The organism is Burkholderia metallica (assembly GCF_902832845.1).
GTDB classification, from domain to species: Bacteria; Pseudomonadota; Gammaproteobacteria; order Burkholderiales; family Burkholderiaceae; genus Burkholderia; species Burkholderia metallica.
The window spans coordinates 362,621-387,188 of record NZ_CADFDB010000003.1; the positions used below are offsets into that span (position 1 = coordinate 362,621).

18 protein-coding genes and 1 pseudogene are annotated in these 24,568 nt (G+C 68.9%); 12 read left to right on the top strand and 7 right to left on the bottom strand.

Annotated elements, in window-relative coordinates; all coding sequences use genetic code 11:
* Positions 1-93 precede the first annotated feature (93 nt).
* The gene (gene glnE / locus HWX08_RS11805; RefSeq protein ID WP_175807042.1) at positions 94-2,895 is read right to left on the bottom strand and encodes a bifunctional [glutamate--ammonia ligase]-adenylyl-L-tyrosine phosphorylase/[glutamate--ammonia-ligase] adenylyltransferase; all 2,802 of its coding nucleotides are present in this window, start codon (positions 2,893-2,895) and stop codon (positions 94-96) included.
* A 229-nt stretch (positions 2,896-3,124) separates the two neighbouring features.
* On the opposite strand from glnE, the gene HWX08_RS11810 reads away from it, so the two are divergent.
* The 6 genes from HWX08_RS11810 (at position 3,125) to HWX08_RS11835 (ending at position 12,011) form a co-directional block, all read left to right on the top strand.
* Positions 3,125-7,324 carry a YhdP family phospholipid transporter gene (locus tag HWX08_RS11810; protein WP_174923051.1) on the top strand — a complete coding sequence of 1,400 codons (4,200 nt, stop codon included), beginning with the start codon at positions 3,125-3,127 and terminating at the stop codon, positions 7,322-7,324.
* Between the two features lie 63 nt (positions 7,325-7,387).
* Entirely contained in the window at positions 7,388-8,215 is an 828-nt protein-coding gene (locus HWX08_RS11815) for a carbon-nitrogen hydrolase family protein (RefSeq protein WP_069255831.1), read from the top strand.
* Positions 8,216-8,300: 85 nt separating this feature from the next.
* Positions 8,301-9,767 carry a metalloprotease TldD gene (gene tldD, locus HWX08_RS11820; RefSeq protein WP_069255830.1) on the top strand — a complete coding sequence of 489 codons (1,467 nt, stop codon included), beginning with the start codon at positions 8,301-8,303 and terminating at the stop codon, positions 9,765-9,767.
* A gap of 402 nt (positions 9,768-10,169) precedes the next feature.
* Positions 10,170-11,243 (top strand): 3-deoxy-7-phosphoheptulonate synthase AroG, encoded by a 1,074-nt coding sequence (gene aroG / locus HWX08_RS11825; protein ID WP_069255829.1) that lies wholly within the window; start codon positions 10,170-10,172, stop codon positions 11,241-11,243.
* 112 nt (positions 11,244-11,355) lie between these two features.
* Positions 11,356-11,625 (top strand): type II toxin-antitoxin system Phd/YefM family antitoxin, encoded by a 270-nt coding sequence (locus HWX08_RS11830; protein WP_174923052.1) that lies wholly within the window; start codon positions 11,356-11,358, stop codon positions 11,623-11,625.
* Positions 11,622-12,011: a type II toxin-antitoxin system VapC family toxin gene (locus HWX08_RS11835; RefSeq protein WP_174923053.1), complete on the top strand. Its 390-nt coding sequence runs from the start codon at positions 11,622-11,624 to the stop codon at positions 12,009-12,011. Before HWX08_RS11830 ends, HWX08_RS11835 begins: the two co-directional genes overlap by 4 nt.
* Positions 12,012-12,088: 77 nt before the next feature.
* Here HWX08_RS11835 and hmpA read toward each other — a convergent pair whose 3' ends face one another.
* Together hmpA and HWX08_RS11845 are read right to left on the bottom strand one after the other, a co-directional pair.
* Positions 12,089-13,297: an NO-inducible flavohemoprotein gene (gene hmpA, locus HWX08_RS11840; RefSeq protein WP_174923055.1), complete on the bottom strand. Its 1,209-nt coding sequence runs from the start codon at positions 13,295-13,297 to the stop codon at positions 12,089-12,091.
* A 93-nt stretch (positions 13,298-13,390) separates the two neighbouring features.
* A complete protein-coding gene (locus HWX08_RS11845; RefSeq protein ID WP_069255826.1) occupies positions 13,391-13,942 on the bottom strand; it encodes a cob(I)yrinic acid a,c-diamide adenosyltransferase in 552 nt (183 codons plus the stop codon).
* Here HWX08_RS11845 and HWX08_RS11850 point away from each other — a divergent pair.
* The 6 genes and pseudogenes from HWX08_RS11850 to proC all read left to right on the top strand — a co-directional run bounded on the left by HWX08_RS11850 (position 13,845) and on the right by proC (position 21,268).
* Positions 13,845-15,525 (top strand): annotated as a pseudogene (locus tag HWX08_RS11850) (FAD-binding oxidoreductase). The gene HWX08_RS11845 and the pseudogene HWX08_RS11850 overlap by 98 nt on opposite strands.
* Before the next feature lie 41 nt (positions 15,526-15,566).
* Positions 15,567-17,060 (top strand): FAD-linked oxidase C-terminal domain-containing protein, encoded by a 1,494-nt coding sequence (locus tag HWX08_RS11855; RefSeq protein WP_069255825.1) that lies wholly within the window; start codon positions 15,567-15,569, stop codon positions 17,058-17,060.
* A 183-nt stretch (positions 17,061-17,243) separates the two neighbouring features.
* The gene (glcE, locus tag HWX08_RS11860) at positions 17,244-18,332 is read left to right on the top strand and encodes a glycolate oxidase subunit GlcE (RefSeq protein ID WP_175869752.1); all 1,089 of its coding nucleotides are present in this window, start codon (positions 17,244-17,246) and stop codon (positions 18,330-18,332) included.
* 7 nt (positions 18,333-18,339) lie between these two features.
* Entirely contained in the window at positions 18,340-19,566 is a 1,227-nt protein-coding gene (glcF, locus tag HWX08_RS11865) for a glycolate oxidase subunit GlcF (protein WP_069255823.1), read from the top strand.
* A 138-nt stretch (positions 19,567-19,704) separates the two neighbouring features.
* Positions 19,705-20,403 (top strand): YggS family pyridoxal phosphate-dependent enzyme, encoded by a 699-nt coding sequence (locus HWX08_RS11870; RefSeq protein ID WP_069255822.1) that lies wholly within the window; start codon positions 19,705-19,707, stop codon positions 20,401-20,403.
* A gap of 52 nt (positions 20,404-20,455) precedes the next feature.
* The gene (gene proC / locus HWX08_RS11875) at positions 20,456-21,268 is read left to right on the top strand and encodes a pyrroline-5-carboxylate reductase (RefSeq protein ID WP_107312516.1); all 813 of its coding nucleotides are present in this window, start codon (positions 20,456-20,458) and stop codon (positions 21,266-21,268) included.
* A gap of 96 nt (positions 21,269-21,364) precedes the next feature.
* Here proC and ubiA read toward each other — a convergent pair whose 3' ends face one another.
* The 4 genes from ubiA to HWX08_RS34360 all read right to left on the bottom strand — a co-directional run.
* Positions 21,365-22,228 carry a 4-hydroxybenzoate octaprenyltransferase gene (gene ubiA / locus HWX08_RS11880; RefSeq protein ID WP_174923059.1) on the bottom strand — a complete coding sequence of 288 codons (864 nt, stop codon included), beginning with the start codon at positions 22,226-22,228 and terminating at the stop codon, positions 21,365-21,367.
* 310 nt (positions 22,229-22,538) lie between these two features.
* Positions 22,539-23,027 carry a non-specific DNA-binding protein DpsA gene (gene dpsA, locus HWX08_RS11885; protein ID WP_069255819.1) on the bottom strand — a complete coding sequence of 163 codons (489 nt, stop codon included), beginning with the start codon at positions 23,025-23,027 and terminating at the stop codon, positions 22,539-22,541.
* A 121-nt stretch (positions 23,028-23,148) separates the two neighbouring features.
* A complete protein-coding gene (locus HWX08_RS11890; protein WP_157126711.1) occupies positions 23,149-23,388 on the bottom strand; it encodes a hypothetical protein in 240 nt (79 codons plus the stop codon).
* A 34-nt stretch (positions 23,389-23,422) separates the two neighbouring features.
* Positions 23,423-24,568: peroxidase family protein (locus HWX08_RS34360; RefSeq protein ID WP_341773827.1), on the bottom strand; the 1,146-nt coding region annotated here is incomplete at its 5' end.

Here is a 24,568-nt window from a genome sequence, read left to right on the forward strand (position 1 = left end):
TCGAACGCGAAAAGACCGGCGCACGCGCCGGTCTTTTTCCGAGCACGGCGGCACGATCGCGTCCGCCCTGCCGCACCAGATCGAACGGCCGTTTCAACTCTCCGTTTCAACCGAGCCGAACACGCGCGTCCACAGCGCCGTCACGGCCGCCCGCTCGTCGGCCACCACGGCCGGATCGACCCGCGCCTTCTCCATCCCGTCGAGCCGCAGCTTGTGCTGCAGTTTCCGGTACGTACGGTAGGCGGCGCCGACGCGCTCGGCCTCGTCCTCGCCCATCAGCCCGAAGCGCGCGACCTCGCGCAAGAGCGCGATATTGCCCGTGTTGCGGATCAGCTCGGCATCGCTCGACGCGTGCAGCAGCACCCAGTACTGGACGATGAACTCGATGTCGACCATCCCGCCGCGGTCGTGCTTCAGGTCGAACAGCTCGGTCTGGTTCGGGTGGCCGGCAAACACCTTGCCGCGCATGTCGACGATTTCCTTCGCGAGCACGGCGCCGTCGCGCGGGGTCGTCAGCACCTGCTGGCGGATCGCCTCGAAATCCGCGCCGATCTGCGCGTCGCCCGCGCTGTAGCGGGCGCGAGTCAATGCTTGGTGCTCCCAGACCCACGCGGTGTTCGCGGCGTCGCCCTCGCGCAGCTGGTAGCGGCGGAACGCGTCGAGATCGGTGACGAGCAGCCCCGCTTCGCCGTTCGGCCGCAGCCGCAGGTCGATGTCGAACAGCGCGCCGGCCCCGGTCGCGGTGGTGAGCCACGTGATCAGGCGCCGCGTGAAGGTCGTGTAGACGTCCGCCGAGCGCTCGTCGGCGTCGTCGTACAGAAAGATCAGGTCGAGATCGGATGCGTAGCCGAGCTCCTTGCCGCCCAGCTTGCCGTACGCGATCACCGCGAACTTCGGCACGTCGCGATGGCGCTTCGCGAGCTGCGACCAGACGACCTCGATCGTCACGTCGAGCACCGCGTCGGCCAGCTCGGACAACCGGTCGCTCACGTGCTCGACCGACAGTTGCCCGGCCAGATCGATCAGCAGGATTCGGAACACCTCCGCGTGCTGCGCGTGCCGCAGCAGGTCCATCTGCTGCTCGGGGCCGTCGGCCGCGGCGAGGCGCGCGCGCAGCGCGTCCTTGAACGCCGGCCAGTCGAACGGGCTGGCGATCGCCTCGTCGTCGAGCAGCTCGTCGAGCAGTTGCGGGTGGCGGATCAGGTAGCCGCCGCCCCAGCGCGTCGCCCCGAGCACCGACAGCACGCGGTCGAGCGCGGCCGGGTATTCGGTCAGCAGCGCGAGATAGACCCCGCGCCGGCTGACCGTCTCGAGCAGGTCGAACAGGCGCACGATCGTGTCGTCGCGGCGCGCGGCGTCGATCTTCGGCGCGGCGTCGAGCGCCCGCTGCGCGACGCTGTCGAAGCGCTGCCGGCTCTTTTCCGGCAGGCCCGTGTAGCGCGAGGACTGCCAGATCGCGCGCAACCGCGCGAGCACGGCGGCCGGATCGGTAAAGCCGAGGCCGTCGAGACGCGCGACCAGCGCGTCGTCCTCGCCGTCGTCGGCCAGCGCACCGCTCCAGATCCATGCGGCCGCCGTGTCGTCACCGGCCGCGCAGGGCATGCCGCTCGCCTTGTCGGCAAAAATCTGGTCGAACTGCGCCTCGACGAACGTGCGGTGGCCGTCCAGCACCGTCATCAGCGCCGCATAGTCGGCAAAACCGAGCGACGCGGCCAGCGCCGCGCGTTCGCCGGGCTCGACCGGCATCGCATGCGTCTGCGCGTCGTCGCGGTACTGCAGCCGGTGCTCGAGCGTGCGCAGGAAGTTGTACGCGTCGGTCAGGCGGGCGCGCACATCGTCGCCGATCAGCCCGCGCGCCTGCGCATGGCGCAGCACCGCGAGCGTCGGCCGCACGCGGAATTCCGCATCCTGGCCGCCGCGGATCAGCTGGAACACCTGCGCGCTGAACTCGATCTCGCGGATGCCGCCGCGCCCGAGCTTGATGTCGTCGGCCTTGTCGGGCCGCATCGACGCCCGGCGCGCGGCTTCGTGACGAATCTGCTGGTGCAGCGAACGAATCGCGCCGATCACGCCGAAATCGAGATAGCGCCGGTACACGAACGGCTTGACGATCGATTCGAGCTGCGACGCCAGCCGCTGCGCCGCGTCGCTGTCGCCTTCCGACACGAGCCTGCCCTTGATCCACGCGTAGCGCTCCCACTCGCGCCCCTGCACGTAGAAATACTCTTCGAGCATCCCGAGGCTGCAGACGAGCGGCCCCGAATCGCCGTTCGGGCGCAGCCGCATGTCGACGCGAAACACGTAGCCGTCGGCGGTAACCTCCGACAGCACGCCGATCAGGCGCCGGCCGAGCCGCGTGAAGTATTCCTGCGTGGACAGCGGCGAACGCGTGCCGCCGGTCGTCTCGCCGTCGTCCTCGTAGACGAAGATCAGGTCGATGTCCGACGACACGTTCAACTCGCGGCCACCGAGCTTGCCCATCCCGACCACGCCGAGCACGACGCGCTGGCCGTCGGCGCCGCGCGGCTCGCCGTACAGCGCCTCGAGTTCGGCCGACAGCAGCGCGAGCGAGCGCTGCACGGCCACTTCGGCGAGATCGGTCATCGCGCCCGTCACCTCGGCGACGTCCGCCAGCCCGCGCAGGTCGCGCTCCGCCACGGCGCCGAATGCCTCGGCCCGCAGTTGCCGCAGCGCGCGCTTCAGTTGCTCCTCGGTCGGCGCGGCCGTGCCGGCCGGCGTCGCGAGCAGTTCGGTCAGGCGCGCGTCGAGCTGCGCGCGACCGAGCGGCGCGGCGGCCCACGCGGCGACCTGGTCGGCCAGCGCGGGTCGCGCGGCCGCCGCGCGGGCCAGGTAACGGGAATAGGACGTGCAGATCAGGGCGGAAGCGTCGGTCATCGAGAAGCGGGCCTGGCGGAAAGGCCGGCCGGCACCGGAAGCGCATGCGCGCCCCGCGCCCGGCCGGCCCCATGGACTCGGCGCGGCATCGCGGAACGCAGGTGCGCCCGTCGCGAAACCGCGCGCCGGAAAGCCCGTGCCGCGCTGCCGCAACGGCCGCCGGCACGAACCCGTGTGATACATTTCAACGTCAGTCTGCAAAACTACCATATCGCCGCCCGTCCGCCGCATGTCCGACCGTCAGGAATCCGCCGTAGCTGCGCCCGAAGCGGGACCTCCGAAGCACGATCATCCGGTCCTGCGCCGCGTGTTCAGGGTGACGCTGGCAGTCGGGATCGGCACCTACTTCGTCGCGGCCGGCGCGTTCCTCGGGCTGCGCTACGTAGTGCTGCCCCGCATCGACGAATTCCGCCCGCGCATCGAGCAGGCGGTGTCCGACAAGCTCCACGCGCAGCTTTCGATCGGCAAGCTTTCTCCCAGCTGGTCCGGCATGCAGCCGGGCGTCGAACTCACGAACCTGACGATCCGCGGCCGCGACGGCCAGGTCGCGCTGTCGGTGCCGCACGCGACGGCCGCGCTGTCGTGGCTGTCGCTGCTGCGGCTGTCGCCCGCGCTGTCGAGCCTGATCGTCGACCAGCCCGACCTCGTCGTCGCGCGTACGGCCGACGGCTCGCTGAGCATCGCCGGCGTCGGCGTGGCGACCACCCACGGCGGCAACGACACGTTCGGCACGTGGCTGCTGAAGCAGGAGGCGATCGTGCTGCGTGGCGGCACGCTGCGCTGGCGCGACGCGCAGCACGATGCGCCGGAACTCGTGCTGTCGGGCATCCGGCTCGCGGTACTCAACGACGGCCGCGTGCACAAGGCCGCGCTGCAGGCGCCCGCGAACGGCACGCTGCTGCTCGGCCCGCTCGATTTCCGCGCGCGCTTCAGGCACAAGCCGCTCGCGCCGGTCGGCAAGCCGTCGAACTGGACGGGCGATGCGTACCTGTCGACGGGCCCGGTCGACCTGCAGACACTCGCGCGCTACCTCGACATGCCGCTCACGATTCACGCGGGCCGGATCGACAACGCGATCTGGGCCACCTTCGGCGACGGCCACCTGCACTCGGCGGGCGGCAACCTGCAGGGCGCGGACGTCGCGCTGCGCGTGCGCCCGACGCAGCCGCGGCTCGACGTGCCGACGGTCGGCTTCGGCTGGGACATGCAGCTCGACGCCGGCCACGACTACATGCTGCACCTGACGCGCTTCAACGCGGAGCTCGGCCAGCCGCCGCTGCCGGACGGCACGCCGCTCGCCCGCTCGCTCGCGCTGTCGACGCTGACGGCCCGCTACCGCGTGCCGACCGCGAACCAGGGGCAGTTGCTCAGTGTCGTCGGCGACCGCGTCGATCTCGGCATCCTCAGCGAGTTCATCCGCGGGCTGCCGCTGTCGGCGCGCCTGCGCAACGAGCTGATCAAGCTCGACCCGCGCGGGATGGTGTCGAACTATCACATCGAGGTCGAGCGCGCGAAACCCGCGCATGCCGATCTCGCCGACGAGGAGCGGCGCATGGGCGCCGCGCCGATCGTCCGCTACCGTTTCCTCGGCGACCTGCAAGGCATCAGCTTCGCCGCGCAGGAGCCGCCGCCCGGGCTCTCGCCGCGCGGCCACCCGCGCGCCGGCTGGCCGGGCGTCGAGAACCTGTGGGGTCGCGTCGATGCGAGCGAGACGGGCGGCTCCGCGCATATCGACACGGTCGACGCAGCCGTCACGGTGCCGGGCGAATTCGACGAGCCGCGCCTGACGTTCGACCGGCTGCGCGGCAACGCGAAATGGGCGATCACGCCCGCGCCCGGCGACAAGCATGCGCGCGTCGACGTCTCGCTGTCCGACCTGTTCGTGTCGAACCCCGATGCCGAAATTGCGGTGTCGGGCTCGTACACGAACCCCGGCCACGGCCGCGGCTCGCTCGACCTGCGCGCCGATTTCGCGCGCGCGTCGGTCGCGCGCATTCCGCGCTACCTGCCGACCGGGATGTCCGAGCACCTGCGCGACTATCTCGGCCACGCACTGCAGGACGGCAAGGTGACCAAGGGCGCGTCGATCGTCGCACGCGGCCCGCTCGAAAAATTTCCGTTCGAACACGAGCCGGACGCCGGCGTGTTCCACATCGTCGCGCCGTTCACCGGCGGCCGCTTCGAGCCGACGCCGTACCCGCCGCGCAAGCTCGCGAACGGCACGCCAAGCGTCTGGCCGGCGCTCGACGGGATCGACGGCGTGTTCGAGCTCGCGCAGAACAAGCTGCGCTTCGACATCGGGCGCGCGCACTACAAGCGCGTCGCGTTGACGAAGGTCACGGGCCGCATCGACGATCTCGGCAACCCGACCCACTCGCCGCTGATCATCGACGGCCATGCGCAGGGCCCGCTCGCCGACCTGATCGACTACGCGGACAACAGCTCGCTCGGCACGATGAGCGGCCATATCGGCCAGCGGATCGACGCGCAGGGGCCCGCGTCGCTCGCGCTCAAGATCACGATTCCGCAGCACGTCGCCCATCCGCATACGCATATCGAAGGGGCGCTCGCATTCGGCGGCAACACGCTGTCGACCAGCGGCGTGCCGCCGTTGTCGGCGCTGCGCGGCAGCGTCCGCTTCACCGAGGCCGGCGCGTCGCTGCACGACCTGTCCGGGCGGTTCCTCGGCGGCCCGGTGCGCGCGAACGGCAACTTCCAGTCGCACGGCCCGTACGCCGTGAACGTCGACGGCCGGCTCGCGCTCGACGCCGCACGCGGGCTGAATCTGCACGGCCCCGCCGCCGCGCTGCTCGAGCACGTGGTCGGCGATGCGCCGTACAAGGTCGCCGTGCGCGGCGCGCCGGGCCGGCTGCCCGACGTCAGTGCGCATTCCGACCTGACGGGTGTCGCGCTGAACTTCCCGGCGCCGTTCGCGAAACCGGCCGGCACGCCGATGCCGTTCAGCTTTACGCTGCAGCCGGCGCCGCAGGCGGACGGCAAGCGCCTCGAACATGCCGACCTGACGCTCGGCCCCGTGTCGGCCACCTACCTGCTCGACGCGACGCGCGGCCAGCCGCTGCGCGCGGTACGCGGCGCGATGGGCATCCACCGGATGCCCGACATGCCGCAGGACGGCGTGAGCGCGGCCGTCGACGTCAACGAGCTGGACGCCGATGCGTGGCTCGCGCTGGCCCGTACGCTGAAGCCCGACACGCCGCGCGTGCCGGAGCCGCAGAGCGCGCCGCGCGTCGATTTCGCGAGCTTTGCGCCGAAGCGCTTCGCGCTCCATTTCGGTACGCTGAAGCTGCTCAAGCGCAACTGGGAAAACGTGATCGTCGGCGCGTCGCACGTCGACGAGCTCTGGCAGGCGAACATCGCGTCGAACCAGGTGTCGGGCTACCTGTCGTGGGCGCCGGGCGGCGGCCACAACGGCGCGGGCGTGCTGAACGCGCGGCTCGCGAAGCTCGTGATCCCGGACAGCGCGCAGCACGATCTCGTCGGCCGCGCGATGAACCTGCCGACGCCGACCGATCGCCCGATGCCGTCGATCGACCTGATCGTCGACCAGGTCGTCGCGCGCAACCACGACATCGGCCGCCTGGTCGTCAACGCGCGCAACATCGACGAAGACGGCACGCCCGTGTGGCAGCTCGACAAGCTGGAGCTGTCGAACCCGGCCGCGAAACTGACGGCGACCGGCAACTGGCGCACGTCGCGCCGGGCGCTCGCCCGCGGCGCCGACGAAAGCGATGCGCCGCGCCGCACCGTGTTCGACTTCAAGCTCGACATCGACAACGCGGGCGCGCTGCTCGATCGCGTCGGCCTGCCGCGCACGCTCGCGGACGGCCACGGCTCGGTCACCGGCAAGGTGGGCTGGCGCGGCGGCCCGACCGCGCTCGACTTCCCGTCGCTCGGCGGCCAGATCGCGCTCGATCTCGAACACGGCCAGATCCTGAAGGTCGATCCGGGCGCGGCGAAGCTGCTCGGCGTGCTGAGCCTGCAGAGCCTCGCGCGCTTCCTGACGCTGAATTTCCGCGACGTGATCGGCAAGGGGCTGCCGTTCGACAAGATCACCGGTACCGGCCGGATCTCGAACGGGATCGCCCGCACCGACGACTTCTCGATGATGACGGGGCCCGCAAACGTCACCGTACGCGGCGCGGTCGATCTGGGCACCGAGACGCAGGACCTGCACGCGCACGTCGCGCCGAAAATCAGCGCGGGCGCGGCCGCGATCGGGGCGGCGATCATCAACCCGCTGCTCGGCGTCGGCGTGCTGGCCGCGAACTACGCGCTGTCGGAGACGCTGTCGCACGCGTTCGCGCTCGACTACGCGATCACCGGCTCGTGGGCGCACCCGCACATCGAGCGGGTGCGGGGCGATCAGGGTAAGATGAATCACGGTCCGGCCGATGCGGCGAGTCATTGAGCCGCGCATCGAACCGCGCACGGTGCCGGGCCGCACCCCATTTATCACGCAACCGATCCTGCGATGACCGACCTTACCCGTTCCGCCACGCCCTTCCGGGTCGCCGCGCTGCAGATGGTGAGCACGCCGGACGTCACACGCAATCTCGACGAAGCGCGCCGCCTGATCGCGGAAGCCGCCGGCGAAGGCGCACGGCTCGTGCTGCTGCCCGAATACTTCTGCTTCATGGGTCAGCGCGACACCGACAAGCTCGCGCTCGCCGAGCCTTACCAGGACGGCCCGATCCAGCGCTTCCTGGCGGACGCCGCGCGCCGCCACGGCGTCTGGGTGATCGGTGGCACGCTGCCGCTGAAGGCGCCGGAGGCCGATCGCGTGCTCAACACGACGCTCGTCTTCGATCCGTCCGGCAACGAGGCCGCGCGCTACGACAAGATCCACCTGTTCAACTTCGAGAAGGGCGACGAATCGTTCGACGAGGCGCGCACGATCCGCGCGGGCGACACGGTCGTCGCGTTCGACGCGCCGTTCGGGCGGGTCGGCCTGTCGGTCTGTTACGATCTCCGCTTTCCGGAGCTGTATCGCCGCCTGGGCGACTGCGCGCTGATCGTCGTGCCGTCGGCGTTTACGTATACGACGGGCCGCGCGCACTGGGAAACGCTGCTGCGCGCGCGGGCCGTCGAGAACCAGTGTTACGTGCTCGCGGCCGCACAAGGCGGCAAGCACGAGAACGGCCGGCGCACGTGGGGTCACAGCATGCTGATCGACCCGTGGGGCGAGATCGTCGCGGTCCGCGACGTGGGCGCCAGCGTCGTGCTCGGCGCGATCGACCCGCAGCGCATCGCCGATGTGCGCCAGAGCCTGCCCGCGTGGCGACACCGCGTGCTGACCTGAATTCGCCGCGCTGCTTGAAACGCCGCGCGACCAACCCATCTGCCCAGCAGCACCCGACAACTTTTTGAGAACCCCCGATATCCGCATGAACATCATCGAACCCGGCATCCGCAACCTCGCGCTGGCGAAGGACATCCTGCTCACGCCGTACGGCCTCGACGAAAGCCTGCTCACGCGCACGATCGCCGACATCTTCACGCATCGCGTCGACTACGCGGACCTGTACTTCCAGGCGACCCGCAGCGAAGCGTGGAGCCTCGAGGAAGGCATCGTCAAATCGGGCAGCTTCAGCATCGACCAGGGCGTCGGCGTGCGCGCGGTCGCGGGCGACCGCACCGCGTTCGCTTACTCGGACGACCTGTCGCCGGAAGCGATCGCGCAAGCCGCCGCGGCCACCAAGGCGATCGCGGCGGCCGGCGGCGGCCGCCAGAAGATCAAGGCGGCGACGTCGCTGACGGGCATCTCGGGCCGCGACCTGTACCTGCCGTCCGATCCGCTCGCGTCGCTCGATGCGACGGCCAAGGTCAAGCTGCTCGAGCGCATCGAGCAGATGGCGCGCGGCCGCGACCCGCGCATCACGCAGGTGATGGCGGGCCTCGCCGGCGAATACGACGTCGTGCTGGTCGCGCGCAGCGACGGCGCGCTCGCGGCCGACATCCGCCCGCTCGTGCGCGTGTCCGTCACGGTGATCGCGGAACAGAACGGCCGCCGCGAGATCGGCTCCGGCGGCGGCGGCGGCCGCTTCGACTACGGCTACTTCACCGACGACGTGCTGTCGCGCTACGTCGACGACGCCGTGCATGCAGCGCTCGTGAACCTCGACGCCCGCCCCGCGCCGGCCGGCGCGATGACGGTCGTGCTCGGCCCGGGCTGGCCGGGCGTGCTGCTGCACGAGGCGATCGGCCACGGCCTCGAGGGCGATTTCAACCGCAAGGGTTCGTCGGCGTTCGCCGGCCGGATCGGCGAGCGGGTCGCCGCGAAGGGCGTGACCGTCGTCGACGACGGCACGCTGCCGAACCGCCGCGGCTCGCTGAACATCGACGACGAAGGCAACCCGACGCAGTGCACGACGCTGATCGAGGACGGCATCCTGAAGGGCTACATCCAGGACACGCTGAACGCGCGCCTGATGAAGATGCCGGTCACGGGCAACGCGCGGCGCGAGTCGTACGCGGCGCTGCCGATGCCGCGCATGACGAACACGTACATGCTCAACGGCGACAAGGACCCGCAGGAAATCATCGCGTCGGTGAAGAACGGCCTGTACGCGGTGAACTTCGGCGGCGGCCAGGTCGACATCACGAACGGCAAGTTCGTGTTCTCGGCCTCCGAGGCGTACATGATCGAGAACGGCAAGGTCACCTACCCGGTGAAGGGCGCGACGCTGATCGGCAGCGGCCCCGAATCGCTGAAGGACGTCAGCATGATCGGTAACGACATGTCGCTCGACAGCGGTGTCGGCGTATGCGGCAAGGAAGGCCAGAGCGTGCCGGTCGGCGTCGGCCAGCCGACCCTGCGGATCGACAGGATGACGGTCGGCGGTACGGCATAACCGCATCGCCGCGCAGACATTCCGCGTATTTTGAAGAAAACGCGCGGAATGTCCGCATTTTCGACCACCCCCGGTTGCCAGCCGCGCGGCGACGGGGTATAAATTCCGAATCAACTTTTTTGACGAACTCCATTTCCGTCATGTCCGCCAAGTTTTACTTTTACTTTTTTTGGCATCTCAGACCGTTGGCGGATCGAGAGGGTTGATGGCGCGTCAAGCGCAACCGAAATTCCCGAAAAAACCGCCGGCGAACCCGGCGGTTTTTTTTCGCCCTTCGCCAGCCGGTCGCCGCCGCAGCGACATCGCGGCCCCGACCGAAACCACTGAATCGCTTGAATTGATGAATCTGCCGCACGCGCACTCGCACTGACCGAACGGCGCCCGGAACTTAGGAGAAACTGCATGCCCCCGCACAATACCGACGACGTCCGCATTCGCGAACTCAAGGAACTGACGCCGCCCGCCCACCTGATCCGCGAATTCGCGTGCTCCGAAGCCGCATCCGAGCTGATCTACAACGCGCGCCAGTCGATGCACCGCATCCTGCACGGGATGGACGACCGGCTGATCGTCGTCATCGGGCCGTGCTCGATCCACGACACGAAGGCGGCGATCGAATACGCGGGCCGGCTCGTGAAGGAACGCGAGCGCTTCAAGGGCGAGCTGGAAATCGTGATGCGCGTGTACTTCGAGAAGCCGCGCACGACGGTCGGCTGGAAGGGGCTCATCAACGATCCGCACCTCGACAACAGCTTCAAGATCAACGAAGGGCTGCGCACCGCGCGCGAGCTGCTGCTGCAGATCAACGAGATGGGGCTGCCGGCCGCGACCGAATACCTCGACATGATCAGCCCGCAGTACATCGCCGACCTGATCTCGTGGGGCGCGATCGGCGCACGCACGACCGAGTCGCAGGTGCACCGCGAGCTTGCGTCGGGGCTGTCGTGCCCGGTCGGCTTCAAGAACGGCACCGACGGCAACGTGAAGATCGCGGTCGACGCGATCAAGGCCGCGTCGCAGCCGCACCATTTCCTGTCGGTGACGAAGGGCGGCCATTCGGCGATCGTGTCGACGGCCGGCAACGAGGACTGCCACGTGATCCTGCGCGGCGGCAAGACGCCGAACTACGATGCCGACAGCGTGAACGCCGCGTGCGCGGACATCGGCAAGGCCGGCCTCGCCGCGCGCCTGATGATCGACGCGAGCCACGCGAACAGCTCGAAGAAACACGAAAACCAGATCCCGGTCTGCGCGGACATCGGCCGCCAGATCGCGGCCGGCGACGCCCGCATCGTCGGCGTGATGATCGAGTCGCACCTCGTCGAGGGGCGCCAGGACCTGAAGGAAGGTTGCGAGCTGACCTACGGCCAGAGCATCACCGATGCGTGCATCGCGTGGGACGACAGCGTGAAGGTGCTCGAAGGCCTCGCGGAAGCGGTGAAGGCGCGCCGCGTCACGCGCGGCAGCGGGAACTGACGGACGCCAGCAGGTTGGCCGCCGGGCGGCGGATCGGCCATGCGGCCAGCCTGCGGTCGTCGCTTCGGTCTGCCAGACTAGCTAACATCATTTAGCTAGCCAAGGGACGATCATGCCGACCGTCAACATGCACGACGCCAAGTCACGGCTCTCGAGCCTCGGCGAAGCGCTTGAATTGGGGCGAGAATCCGAAGTCGTGATCGCCCGCCATGGTCATCCGGTTGCCCGGATCGTTCCTTATGCTGCGCCGAAGCGGATCGGTGCAGCCCGTCAGTTGCTTGCGGGGCTGAATATCCCGACCACCGTCGAGGCATTCAATACCGGCGATGAATCGATTGCCACCGACTTCGATGCCAGCTCGGAACAGGGGCTCGCACCGTGAAGCTGCTGCTCGATACGCACATTGCGCTATGGGCGGCTGAGGGTGCGCGTCAACTTTCGGCAACTGCGGCAGCGTGGATCGAACATCCGGAAAACACGCTGTACGTCAGCGCTGCGTCCATCTGGGAAATCGCGACCAAATACCGCAAAGGCAATCTGCCCGTCCATCCACGCGATGCGTGTTCGGCATTCCGGCTTGCGGGTTTTGCGGAATTGCCGATCAGCAGCGATCACGTCGAAGGTGTCGCCGCACTACCCGATTTTCCGGATCATGCCGATCCGTTCGACCGCGTGATGGTCGCGCAGGCACTCCATGAAGGCATGCCGCTCGTCAGCGCCGATCCCAAAGTGTGGCGCTATCACGCGACGTTGGTGCTGCGCGCCTGACGCCTGCCCCCGTGCAAAAAGCAAAACCCGGCTCGCGCCGGGTTTTGCTTACAGGCCGGAAAACGATCGTCGGGCCATCACTCGAGCGCGCCCGAGCCGAAGATCTCGGTATGGATGCGCTCCGGCGCGACGCCGAGCGCGGCCAGCGCGTCACGTTGTGCCTTCATGAACGCGATCGGCCCGCAGATGTAGTAGTCGGCGTCCGGCACCAGCGCGTATTGCTTCACGCGCTCCGGCGTGAGGCGCCCTTCGAGATCGTGATCGATACCGGCACGGTCGGCCGGGCCGACCCGTTCGTACAGCACCGTGCGCCTGACGTTCGCGTGCGCGCGCGCCGTGTCGTTCAGCCAGTCGCGGAACGCGTGCACCGCGCCCGAGCGGCACGCGTGGACGAACCGCACGTCGCGCTTGCTGCCTTCAGCCACCAGCGTCGACGCCATCGACATCATCGGCGTGATGCCGACGCCGCCGGAGATCAGCACCACCGGCGTCTCGACGCCGCGCTTCAGCGAGAACTCGCCCATCGGCGCGGTCACCTCGACGATCGCCCCTTCCTCGACGCCGTCGTGCAGCAGCGTCGACACCTTGCCGGCCGGAATGACTTCCGGCTTGCCCGCCTCGCGCTTCACCGAGATGCGCAGCCACTTGCGGTGCGGCGCGTCGGACAGGCTGTACTGGCGCGGCTGGTCGACGCCGAGGTCGCCGACGAAACGCTTCACCGTGACGTACTGGCCCGGCTCGAACGTCGGCGCTTCGCCGCCGTCGGCGGGCGTCAGGTAGAACGACGTGATCTCGTCGCTTTCGCGCACCTTGCGCTCGACCTTGAACGGACGGAAACCGCTCCATGCCGCGTTCGCATACAGGTCGGCTTCGGCACCGATCATGATCTGCGCGAGCTGGCCATATGCGACGCGCCATGCTTCGAGCGTTTCCGCGTCGACCGCGTCGCCCAGCACCTCGACGATCGACGCGAGCAGGTTCTCGCCGACGATCGGGTAATGCTCCGGGCGGATGTTCAGGCTCGCGTGCTTGTGCGCGATCCTGGTCACGGCGCCGCCCAGCGCGCCGAGATTGTCGATGTTCGCCGCATACGCGTAGACGGCCTTCGCGAGCGTCTCCGGCTGGCTGCCGGTTTTCTGGTGCGTCTGGTTGAACAGGTTCTTCAGTTCCGGATGGCGCGCGAACATGCGCTGGTAGAAATGCTTCGTGATCGTCGCGCCGTGCTCGGCGAGGACAGGGGCAGTGGCCTTCACGCGAGCCATCTGGTCAGCGGTGATGTGGGTCATGTTCGTTCTCCGTTAAACATGCACATACGATACATGTTTAAGAAAACATGCCCCCTCGGTCAAATTGTCGCAGCGCAAAAAAGAGACGAAGCGTCAGCGGACGCGGCCGCGCTCCCACAGCACGTCCGACCCGCCGTCGGTACGGTTCAGTACGCGCGCCAGCACGAACAGCAGGTCCGACAGCCGGTTCACGTAGCGCCGCGGCGCATCGTTGAGCGTGTCGGTGCGCCCGAGCGCGACGATCGAACGCTCCGCGCGGCGGCACACGGTCCGGCACACGTGCGCGAGCGACGCCGCGCGCGAGCCGGCCGGCAGGATGAATTCCTTCAGCGGCGGCAGCGTCGCGTTGTAGTCGGCCAGCCAGCGGTCGAGCCGCGCGAGATGCGTGTCGTCGAGCACCGTATGGCCGGGAATGCACAATTCGCCGCCGAGATCGAACAGGTCGTGCTGGATCGTGACCAGCGCCGTGCGCACATCGTCCGGCAGCGTTTCGGCGAGCAGCACGCCGAGGTTCGAGTTCAGCTCGTCGACGTCGCCGATCGCGGCGATGCGCGTATCGTCCTTGCCGACGCGCCGGCCGTCGCCGAGGCCGGTGGTGCCGTCGTCGCCCGTGCGCGTGGCGATCTTGCTCAAGCGGTTGCCCATGCGAATGTCCTCTCGTGCTCGGCCGCGACGCGGCCCGGTTGCGTTCGAACGCGATTATCGCAGCCCGCGGCGGCAGGCGCAGCGGGCGTTACAGCGTAGAATGGGCCGAAACCCTGCAGCACGGGAGCCGGGGCGGCGCCGATGCGCTCACCCGGATCGACAAGGAGACGTTCGTGAATCACCCTGCCCCGCCGGCCGCCACGCGCCGCCCGCTTCCCCCCGCCATGCTCGATGCGCTGCGCGCCGCCTTCGGCGAGCGCGTGTCGACCGCCGATGCCGTGCGCGCCCATCACGGGCGCGACGAATCGCCGTTCGACCCCCAACTGCCCGACGCCGTCGTGTTCGCGCACAGCGCAGACGACGTGCGCGAAGTCGTGTCGCTGTGCGCGCTGTACGGCGTGCCGCTGATCCCGTACGGCGCCGGCTCGTCGCTCGAAGGCCACCTGCTCGCGGTGCGCGGCGGCGTGTCGCTCGACCTGTCGGAAATGAACCGCGTGCTGTCGATCAACGCCGAAGACCTGACCGTCACCGTCGAGCCGGGCATCACGCGCAAGGCGCTCAACGAAGCGCTGCGCGACACCGGCCTGTTCTTCCCGATCGACCCGGGCGCCGACGCCAGCATCGGCGGGATGACCGCGACCCGCGCGTCGGGCACCAACGCCGTGCGCTACGGCACGATGCGCGAGAACGTGCTCGGCCTCACCGCAGTGCTCGCCGACGGCCGCGTGGTGAAAACCGGCTCGCGCGCGCGCAAGTCGTCGGCCGGCTACGACCTCACACGCCTGTTCGTCGGCTCCGAAGGCACGCTCGGCGTGATCACCGAGATCACGCTGCGCCTGCATCCACTGCCCGAAGCCGTATCGGCCGCGATCTGCACGTTCCCGTCGATGGGCGACGCGGTGCGCACCGTGATCGAGACGATCCAGATCGGCGTGCCGATCGCGCGCGTCGAATTCGTCGATGCGCTCGCGGTGCGCTCGATCAACCGCCACTCGAACCTGACGCTGACCGAAGCGCCGACGCTGTTCTTCGAATTCCACGGCACCGAAGCCGGCGTGAAGGAACAGGCCGAGCTCGTGCAGGCGCTCGCCGGCCAGAACAACGGCCAGGGCTTCGAATGGGCGACCCGCCCCGAGGACCGCAGCCGCCTCTGGGCCGCGCGCCACAACGCGTATTTCGCGATGCTGCAGTTGAAACCCGGCTGCCGCGCGGTGACGACCGACGTGTGCGTGCCGATCTCGCAGCTCGCCGCGTGCGTCGAGGAAACGGAAGTCGACCTGCGCGCGTCGACGCTGCCCTGCCCGATCGTCGGCCACGTCGGCGACGGCAATTTTCACGTCGCGATCCTGATCGATCCCGACAAGCCGGAAGAAATCGCGGAAGCCGAGCACATCAACGACCGGATCGTCGAGCGCGCGCTGCGCCTCGGCGGCACCTGCACGGGCGAGCACGGCGTCGGGCTGCACAAGATGCGCTTCCTGCCGAAAGAGCACGGCGACGCCGCGATCGATACGATGCGTGCGATCAAGCTCGCGCTCGATCCGCGCAACCTGATGAATCCGGGCAAGATTTTCACGTGCTGACACGGCGGCGCGGGACCGCGCCGCTTGCTGCTGGAGACCCCATGAACGCTCCCGTCGAACTGTCGAGCGCGGCACGCGCGCAGCGCCAGCGCGAAGTCGTGCAGGCGCTGATGGCCGTGCTGCCGACGCACTGCCTGCTGTACCGCGACGAAGACACGGCGCCGTACGAATGCGACGGCCTGTCCGCGTACCGCCGCCTGCCGCTCGCGGTCGCGCTGCCCGAAACGGAATCGCAGGTGCAGCGGATCGTGCAGATCTGCCGCCGCATGGAAGTGCCGATCGTGCCGCGCGGCGCGGGCACGAGCCTGTCGGGCGGCGCGCTGCCGATCGCGCTCGGCGTCGTGCTGTCGCTCGCGCGCTTCACGCGCATCGTCGAAGTCGATCCCTACGCGCGCACGGCGACCGTTCAGCCGGGCGTGCGCAACCTCGCGATCTCGGAGGCCGCCGCGCCGTACGGCCTGTATTACGCGCCCGATCCGTCGTCGCAGATCGCATGCACGATCGGCGGCAACGTCGCGGAAAATTCCGGCGGCGTCCACTGCCTCAAATACGGGCTGACCGTGCACAACGTGATGCGCGTGCGCGCGGTGACGATCGACGGCGAGGTCGTCGAGTTCGGCTCGCTCGCGCTCGACGTGCCGGGCCTCGACCTGCTCGCCGTGATGATCGGCAGCGAAGGGATGTTCGCGATCGTCACCGAGGTCACGGTGAAGCTGATCCCGAAGCCGCAAACGGCGCAGCTCGTGATGGCGAGCTTCGACGACGTCGTCAAGGGTGGCGAGGCCGTCGCGGCGATCATCGCGTCGGGGATCATCCCGGCCGGGCTCGAAATGATGGACAAGCCGGCCACGCAGGCGGTCGAGGCGTTCACGCACGCGGGCTACGACCTCGACGCGAAAGCGATCCTGCTGTGCGAATCGGACGGCACGCCGGAAGAAGTCGCCGAAGAGATCGTGCGGATGACGGCCGTGCTGCGCGAGCACGGCGCGACGCGCATCCAGGTATCGCGCAACGAACACGAACGGCTGCGCTTCTGGTCGGGCCGCAAGAACGCGTTCCCGGCCGCCGGCCGCATTTCGGCCGACTACTACTGCATGGACGGCACCGTGCCGCGCCGCGCGATCGGCCCGCTGCTCGCGCGCATCGAGCAGCTCGAAACACGCTACGGGCTGCGCTGCATCAACGTGTTCCACGCGGGCGACGGCAACATGCATCCGCTGATCCTCTACAACGCGAACGATCCGGACGAGCTGCACCGCGCCGAGCAGTTCGGCGCGGAAATCCTCGAATGCTGCGTGGAATTCGGCGGCAGCGTGACGGGCGAGCACGGCGTCGGCATCGAGAAGCTCAATTCGATGTGCGTACAGTTCTCGCCGCAGGAGCGCGATGCGTTCTTCGCGGTCAAGCGCGCATTCGACCCGGCCGGGTTGCTGAACCCGGACAAGGGCATCCCGACCCGTGCGCGCTGTGCCGAATACGGCCGCCAGCACGTGCGCGGCGGGCTGCTGCCGCACCCCGACCTGCCGCGCTTCTGAGCAGCGCGCGGGACGCGGCCCGGCCCGGCGGCCGGGCCGCGGCGCACGGCCGTGCCCGTGCGGCCCGTTCGCGCGACGGCCCGGCCATGCGGCCTGAAATACGGGGCTTAGGGATAGTCGCGATGTGGATTCGCGCCACCCCGGTACAATCGACCGGACAACAAGTCGAGGCAGCAACAGAACATGGAAGAGGACGACATCGTCGCCGGATGGGCCGAGCGCATCCGCGCCGCCAGTGCCGACGGCCGGCCGCTGCGGATTCGCGGCGGCGGCACCAAGGACTGGTACGGCCAGACGCTCGAGGGCGAAATACTCGACACGCGCGCGTTTCAGGGCGTCGTGTCGTACGACCCGGCCGAACTCGTCGTCACGGTGCGCGCGGGCACGCCGCTCGCGCAACTTGAAACCGTCCTCGCCGAGTGCGGCCAGATGCTGCCGTTCGAGCCGCCGCACTTCGGGCGCGCGGCCACCGTGGGCGGCTGCGTCGCGGCCGGCCTCGCGGGCCCGCGGCGCGCCACGTGCGGCGCGCCGCGCGATTTCGTGCTCGGCGTCACGCTGATGAACGGCCGCGGCGAAATGCTGCGCTTCGGCGGCCAGGTCGTGAAGAACGTCGCCGGCTACGACGTGTCGCGGCTGATGGCCGGCGCGCTCGGCACGCTCGGGCTGATGCTCGACCTGTCGATCAAGGTGCTGCCGATGCCCGTCGCCGAAGTCACGCTGAAGTTCGAGATGACGGCGACCGACGCGGTGCGCAAGCTCAACGAATGGGGCGGCCATCCGCTGCCCGTGAGCGCGAGCGTGTGGCGCAACGGCACGCTCGTGCTGCGCCTGTCGGGCGCCGAAGCGGCCGTGAAATCCGCGAAGACGCTGCTCGGCGGAGAAGTGGTCGACGCGGTCGAGGCCGAACGATTCTGGGCCGGCCTGCGCGAGCATACCGACCCGTTCTTCAACGGCATTCCGCCCGGCTATGCGTTGTGGCGTCTCGCGCTGCCGTCGATCACCGAACCGATGCACCTGCCCGGCACCCAGCTGATGGAATGGGGCGGCGCGCAGCGCTGGTGGATCACCGATGCCGATGCGCAGACCGTGCGGATGAGCGCGAAACAGGCCGGCGGCCACGCGACGTTGTTCCGCGCGGGCGACAGCTACGACCGCAGCGCCGGCGTGTTCACGCCGCTCCCCGCGCCGATGATGAAAATCCACCGCGGACTGAAGGCCGCGTTCGATCCCGCGCGCATCTTCAACCGCGGCCGGCTCTACCCCGATATCTGAGGGCTCGATGCAAACGAACCTCGCCGATTTCATCCGCAATACGCCCGACGGCGACGAGGCCGACGCGATATTGCGCAAGTGCGTGCATTGCGGGTTCTGCACCGCGACCTGCCCGACCTACCAGTTGCTCGGCGACGAACTCGACGGTCCGCGCGGCCGCATCTACCTGATCAAGCAGATGGTCGAAGGCGCGCCCGTCACGCGCAGCACGCAGCAGCACCTCGACCGCTGCCTCACGTGCCGCAGCTGCGAGACGACCTGCCCGTCCGGCGTCCAGTACGGCCGGCTCGTCGAGATCGGCCGCAAGCACGTCGAGGCGCAGGTGCAGCGCCCGGTGCAGCAGCGGCTCGTGCGCCGCGTGCTCGCGAGCCTCGTGCCGAACGCCGCGCTGTTCTCGCCGGTGATGCGGCTCGGCCAGCACGTGCGCCCGCTGCTGCCGAAGCGGCTGCGCGACAAGGTACCGCCGCGCACGCGACTGCTCGAATGGCCGCATCGCACGCATACGCGCAAGATGCTGATGCTCGGCGGCTGCGTGCAGCCGTCGATGCTGCCGAACATCAACATCGCGACCGCGCGCGTGCTCGATGCGCTCGGCATCGAGACGGTCGTCGCGCCCGATGCGGGCTGCTGCGGCGCGATCCGCCTGCACCTGAACTACCACGACGAAGCGCTCGACGACGCGCGCCGCAACATCGACGCATGGTGGCCGCATGTCGAACAGGGCGTCGAGGCGATCGTGATGAATGCGTCGGGGTGCGGCGCGACGGTGCTCGAATACGCGCACCTGCTGCGCGACGACCCGGCTTACGCGGAAAAGGCGCAGCGCATCGTGTCGCTCACGCGCGACATCTCGGACGTGCTGCTCGCGTTCGAGGCCGAGCTTGCCACGCTCGCGCGGCGCCGCGCGATCCATACGGTCGCGTATCACCCGCCGTGCACGCTGCAGCACGGCCAGCAGTCGCGCGGCAAGGTCGAACGCCTGCTGGAGACGCTCGGCATCGACGTGCGGCTGCCGGCCGACAGCCATCTGTGCTGCGGCTCGGCCGGCACCTATTCGCTCACGCAGCCGTCGCTGTCGTACCGGTTGCGCAAGCAGAAACTGCTGAAGCTGCAGGCGCTCGAGCCGCAGATGATCGTCTCCGGCAATATCGGCTGCATCGCGCACCTGCAGAGCGGCACGCAGATTCCGGTCGCCCACTGGATCCAGCTCGTCGAGCATCTGCTGTACGGCTAGCGCGCGGTCACGCGAACGACGGGCGGAAACCGGGCCGCGGGCCTCGCGCGCGGCGTCCGTATAATGGGCGGATCGATGCGTCGCGTGCCGCGGCGCATCCGCTCCATGCCCGCTTTTGTGCCTGCTCCCGTGCCCGTCATGTCCGATCTCGCCGCCCGTCTCGAATCCGTTCATCGCCGCATCGCCGACGCCGCCCGCGCGGCCGGTCGCGACCCCGCGACCGTATCGTTGCTCGCCGTCTCGAAGACGTTTCCCGCCGACGACGTGCGCGCCGCGCATGCGGCCGGGCAGCGTGCATTCGGCGAAAACTACGTGCAGGAATCGATCGACAAGATCGACGCGCTCGCCGACCTGCGCACGAGCCTCGAATGGCATTTCATCGGGCCGCTGCAATCGAACAAGACGCGCCCGGTTGCCGAACGCTTCGACTGGGTCCATTCGGTCGACCGCCTGAAGATCGCGCAGCGCCTGTCGGAACAACGCCCCGCGCATCTGCCGCCGCTCAACGTGTGCGTGCAGGTGAACATCAGCGGCGAGGCGTCGAAGAGCGGCGTCGCGCCGGCCGACGTGGCCGAGGTCGCGCGCGCGGTCGCCGCGCTGCCGTCGCTGCGACTGCGCGGCCTGATGGCGATTCCCGAACCGGCCGATACCACCGACGCGCAACGCGTGCCGCATCGCGCATTGCGCGCGCTGTTCGACACGCTGCGCGCCGACGGCCTGCCGCTCGACACGCTGTCGATGGGCATGTCCGCCGATCTCGACGCGGCGGTGCTCGAAGGCGCGACGATCGTGCGCGTGGGCACCGCGATCTTCGGCGCGCGCGATTACTCGCACTGAACGCCGCGCCCTTTTCCGCCTTTCCGTTCACTCACTCGCTCAATCCGACATCATGAAAATCGCATTCATCGGCGGCGGCAACATGGCCGCGGCCCTGATCGGCGGCCTGATCAAGCGCGGCGTCGCCGCCGACGGCCTGTATGCCATCGACGTCAACGAAGAGGTACGCGCACGCGCCGCGCAGCAGTTCGGCGTGCGCACCGGCGCGGCCATCGACGCGACGCTCGCCGACTACGACGCGATCGTGCTCGCGGTGAAGCCGCAGGTGCTGAAGGACGTCGCGCAGGCACTCGCGCCGCACCTGAAGTCGCAGCTCGTGATCAGCATCGCCGCCGGCATCCGCGGCGCGGACCTCGCACGCTGGCTCGGCGACTACCCGCGCATCGTGCGCACGATGCCGAACACGCCCGCACTCGTCGGCATGGGCGTAACGGGTCTCGCCGCGCTGCCGGGCGTCGATGCGGCGGGCCGCGAACTCGCGTCGACCGTGCTCGGCGCGGTCGGCGAGATCGTGTGGTTCGACGACGAATCGCAACTCGACGCGGTCACGGCCATTTCGGGCAGCGGCCCCGCCTACGTGTTCTATTTCATCGAAGCGCTGCAGGAAGCCGCGCGCCGCCTCGGCATGAACGACGAACAGGGCCGCGCGCTTGCGGTCGCGACGTTCGCGGGCGCCGCGCAACTCGCCGCGCAATCGGGCGAACCGGCGAGCGTGCTGCGCGAGCGCGTGACGTCGAAGGGCGGCACGACGGCCGCCGCGCTCGCGTCGTTCGACGCGCAGGGCGTGAAGGAAGCGATCGTGCGCGGCGCGCTCGCGGCCGAGGCGCGCGCGAAGGAAATGGGCGACGAGCTCGGGCGCGCGTAAGCGCGCCGGCGGTACCTGCTGCTCGGGTATCGGACGAAAAAAAGCGGCCAACTGGCCGCTTTTTTATTGGCTGTGCACGCCGACACACGCCGTCGTTCAGCTGCCCGCCAGCAGGTAATGCACGGCGATCCCCGCGAACAGCACGCCGCCGAGCCAGTTGTTGTGGCGGAACGCCGCGAAGCACGGCATCCGTTCGCGACCCTTGATCAGCGTGTAGTGATACAGCGCGCAGCCGACCGCCGCCGCCCAGCCCGCCCAATACGCGAGGCCGAAGCCGAGCGTCACGCCGATCCACACGTAGATGCCGAGCGTCGCCGCATAGCACGCCATCACGGCCGCGACGTCGAAGCGGCCGAACGTCAGTGCCGACGTGCGGATGCCGATCTTGATGTCGTCGTCGCGATCGACCATCGCGTATTCGGTGTCGTAAGCGACCGACCAGAAGATGTTCGCGACCAGCATCACCCAGGCGATCGTCGGCACCGTATCCTGCACCGCCGCGAACGCCATCGGGATGCCGAAACCGAACGCGATGCCGAGATATGCCTGCGGAATCGCGAAGAAGCGCTTCATGAACGGATACGAGCCCGCGACGAACAGCGCGACGACCGACAGCTGCTTCGTGAGCGTGTTGAGCGGCAGGATCAGCAGGAACGAGATGAACGCGAGCCCGACCGCGATCGCAACGGCTTCCCACGCGCGGATCTTGCCCGACGTCAGCGGCCGGTCGGCCGTGCGCTTCACGTGGCGATCGAAATCGCGGTCCGCGTAGTCGTTCATCGCGCAACCGGCCGAGCGCATCAGCAGCGTGCCGAGCGAGAAGATCACGAGCAGCGGCCAGCGCGGATGGCCGTCGGACGCGATCCACAGCGCGTTGAGCGTCGGCCACAGCAGCAGCAGGCTGCCGATCGGCTTGTCCATCCGGACGAGCCGCAGATACAGGGGAAAGCGGGCAAGCATGGCGAAGCACCGGGAAGATAACTCCGGCATTTTAGAGCCGAGCGGTGCTTCGCGTCATGTCGGCGCGGGCCGCGGCCGGCCGGCGCTGCGCCCGCATCGGCCGCGGCGGCCCGCCGCACGGGGCCGGCCGTGTCGCACGCCCATCAAGGGACCGATTCGCCGAGGGAGCTGCGGAGCCTGTTCATTCCAGGCCTTTGCCCGCCGGAACGGGCTGCCGCGGGGACGCACGCGAACTGGCCCGAATTCACCGAACGCGTGCCCTGTTCCGGCCGCGCCGAGCCGCGCCGGAGCGGCCAAGCAGCGCCCGGACTTACGCGAGCAGCGACCGCAGCATCCACGCGGTCTTTTCGTGCGTCTGCAGGCGCTGCGTCAGCAGGTCGGCGGTCGGTTCGTCGCTCGCCGCGTCGGCGATCGGGAAGATCTCGCGCGCGGTGCGCACGACCGTCTCGTGCCCTTCGACGAGCTCGCGGATCATCTCTTCGGCCGCCGGCACGCCGTTCGCCTCCGCCACCGACGACAGCTTCGCGAAATCCGCGAATGTGCCCGGTGCAACGACGCCGAGCGTGCGGATGCGCTCGGCGACCGAGTCGACCGCGAGCCACAGTTCGTTGTACTGCTCTTCGAACATCAGGTGCAGCGTATTGAACATCGGCCCCGTGACGTTCCAGTGGAAATTGTGGGTCTTCAGGTACAGCGAAAACGTATCGGCGAGCAGGCGCGACAGGCCGTCCGCGATCTTCTTGCGGTCCTTGTCGCTGATGCCGATGTTGATCTGCGTGGCGTTGCCTTTCTTGGCCATCTTCGGGACTCCTCATTCGAAATGTTGAACCGGCGAAAATGCGTCGAGCAAACCGCGTGCCGCATCGCGCGGCTTGCGCTTGCGGGCGGCGGGGCCCGGCAGGGCGGGCGAACCGCGGCGCTCAGCCGCCGGCCGCCGAGACGAACGGCGCGAGCGCGTGCAGCGCCTGCGAAACCAGCTCCGCGGCACCGCCGACGACGATCGCGAAACCGACGACGTATCGCGCCACCCCGGCCGGCGATCGCAGAACGGGCGCCGCCACGGCGGCACGCAAGTTGAGCATCATTTGCGTCATGGTCGTCACTCCTTCGACAACGGATTGGAAGAAAAAACGGCCGGTCGTACGATCCGGCCGTTTCACGTTACAACGTGGCGGCACTACCGCCGCGCGACATTCACGCGAGATCGAAACGATCGAGGTTCATCACCTTGTTCCAGGCCGCGACGAAGTCGTGCGCGAACTTCTCCTTCGCATCCGCGCTGCCGTACACCTCGGCCAGCGCACGCAGTTGCGCATGCGAACCGAAGATCAGGTCGACACGCGTACCGGTCCACTTGACCTGCCCCGTCGCCCGATCGCGCCCTTCGAACACGTCGTTCGCGGCCGACGCCGGCTTCCACTCCGTGCCCATGTCGAGCAGGTTCACGAAGAAGTCGTTCGTCAGCGCTTCCGGACGGTCGGTGAACACGCCGTGCTTCGCACCGCCCGCATTCGCGCCGAGCACCCGCAGCCCACCGACCAGCACCGTCATCTCCGGCGCGCTCAGCGTCAGCAGTTGCGCCTTGTCGACCAGCAGCGCTTCGGCCGGCGTCTTGTACGCGTGCTTCAGGAAGTTGCGGAAGCCGTCGGCCAGCGGTTCGAGCACCGCCATCGCGTCGATGTCCGTCTCTTCCTGCGTCGCATCCGCACGGCCCGGCGCGAACGGCACCGTCACCGTAATGCCCGCGTTCTTCGCGGCCTGCTCGACGCCGGCCGCACCGGCCAGCACGATCAGGTCGGCGAGCGACACCTTCTTGCCGCCCGTCTGCGCGTCGTTGAACGCCTTCTGCACGCCTTCGAGCGTCTCGAGCACCGTCGCGAGCTGCGCGGGCTGGTTCACTTCCCAGTCCTTCTGCGGCGCGAGGCGGATGCGCGCACCGTTCGCGCCGCCGCGCTTGTCCGAGCCGCGGAACGTCGCCGCCGACGCCCACGCGGTCGACACGAGCTGCGACACCGTGAGGCCCGATGCGAGCACCTTCGCCTTCAGCGCCGCGACGTCGGCGGCGTCGATCAACGGGTGGTCGACGGCCGGAATCGGGTCCTGCCACAGCAGATGCTCGGCCGGCACTTCCGGGCCGAGATAGCGGGTACGCGGGCCCATGTCGCGGTGCGTGAGCTTGAACCACGCGCGAGCGAACGCATCGGCGAACTCGGCCGGGTTCTCGTAGAAGCGGCGCGAGATCTTTTCGTAGGCCGGATCGAAACGCAGCGACAGGTCGGTCGTCAGCATCGTCGGGCGATGCTTCTTCGACGGGTCGTATGCATCCGGAATCACTTCGTC

Bases quoted from the DNA above. Each gene is read 5' to 3' on its own strand.
- aroG (WP_069255829.1), top strand. From the start codon at position 10,170: ATGCCCCCGCACAATACCGACGACGTCCGCATTCGCGAACTCAAGGAA.
- HWX08_RS11815 (WP_069255831.1), top strand. From the start codon at position 7,388: ATGACCGACCTTACCCGTTCCGCCACGCCCTTCCGGGTCGCCGCGCTG.
- HWX08_RS11845 (WP_069255826.1), bottom strand. From the start codon at position 13,942: ATGGGCAACCGCTTGAGCAAGATCGCCACGCGCACGGGCGACGACGGC.
- HWX08_RS11830 (WP_174923052.1), top strand. From the start codon at position 11,356: ATGCCGACCGTCAACATGCACGACGCCAAGTCACGGCTCTCGAGCCTC.
- HWX08_RS11870 (WP_069255822.1), top strand. From the start codon at position 19,705: ATGTCCGATCTCGCCGCCCGTCTCGAATCCGTTCATCGCCGCATCGCC.
- HWX08_RS11810 (WP_174923051.1), top strand. From the start codon at position 3,125: ATGTCCGACCGTCAGGAATCCGCCGTAGCTGCGCCCGAAGCGGGACCT.
- HWX08_RS11855 (WP_069255825.1), top strand. From the start codon at position 15,567: ATGAACGCTCCCGTCGAACTGTCGAGCGCGGCACGCGCGCAGCGCCAG.
- proC (WP_107312516.1), top strand. From the start codon at position 20,456: ATGAAAATCGCATTCATCGGCGGCGGCAACATGGCCGCGGCCCTGATC.
- glcE (WP_175869752.1), top strand. From the start codon at position 17,244: ATGGAAGAGGACGACATCGTCGCCGGATGGGCCGAGCGCATCCGCGCC.
- glnE (WP_175807042.1), bottom strand. From the start codon at position 2,895: ATGACCGACGCTTCCGCCCTGATCTGCACGTCCTATTCCCGTTACCTG.
- tldD (WP_069255830.1), top strand. From the start codon at position 8,301: ATGAACATCATCGAACCCGGCATCCGCAACCTCGCGCTGGCGAAGGAC.
- glcF (WP_069255823.1), top strand. From the start codon at position 18,340: ATGCAAACGAACCTCGCCGATTTCATCCGCAATACGCCCGACGGCGAC.
- ubiA (WP_174923059.1), bottom strand. From the start codon at position 22,228: ATGCTTGCCCGCTTTCCCCTGTATCTGCGGCTCGTCCGGATGGACAAG.
- dpsA (WP_069255819.1), bottom strand. From the start codon at position 23,027: ATGGCCAAGAAAGGCAACGCCACGCAGATCAACATCGGCATCAGCGAC.
- hmpA (WP_174923055.1), bottom strand. From the start codon at position 13,297: ATGACCCACATCACCGCTGACCAGATGGCTCGCGTGAAGGCCACTGCC.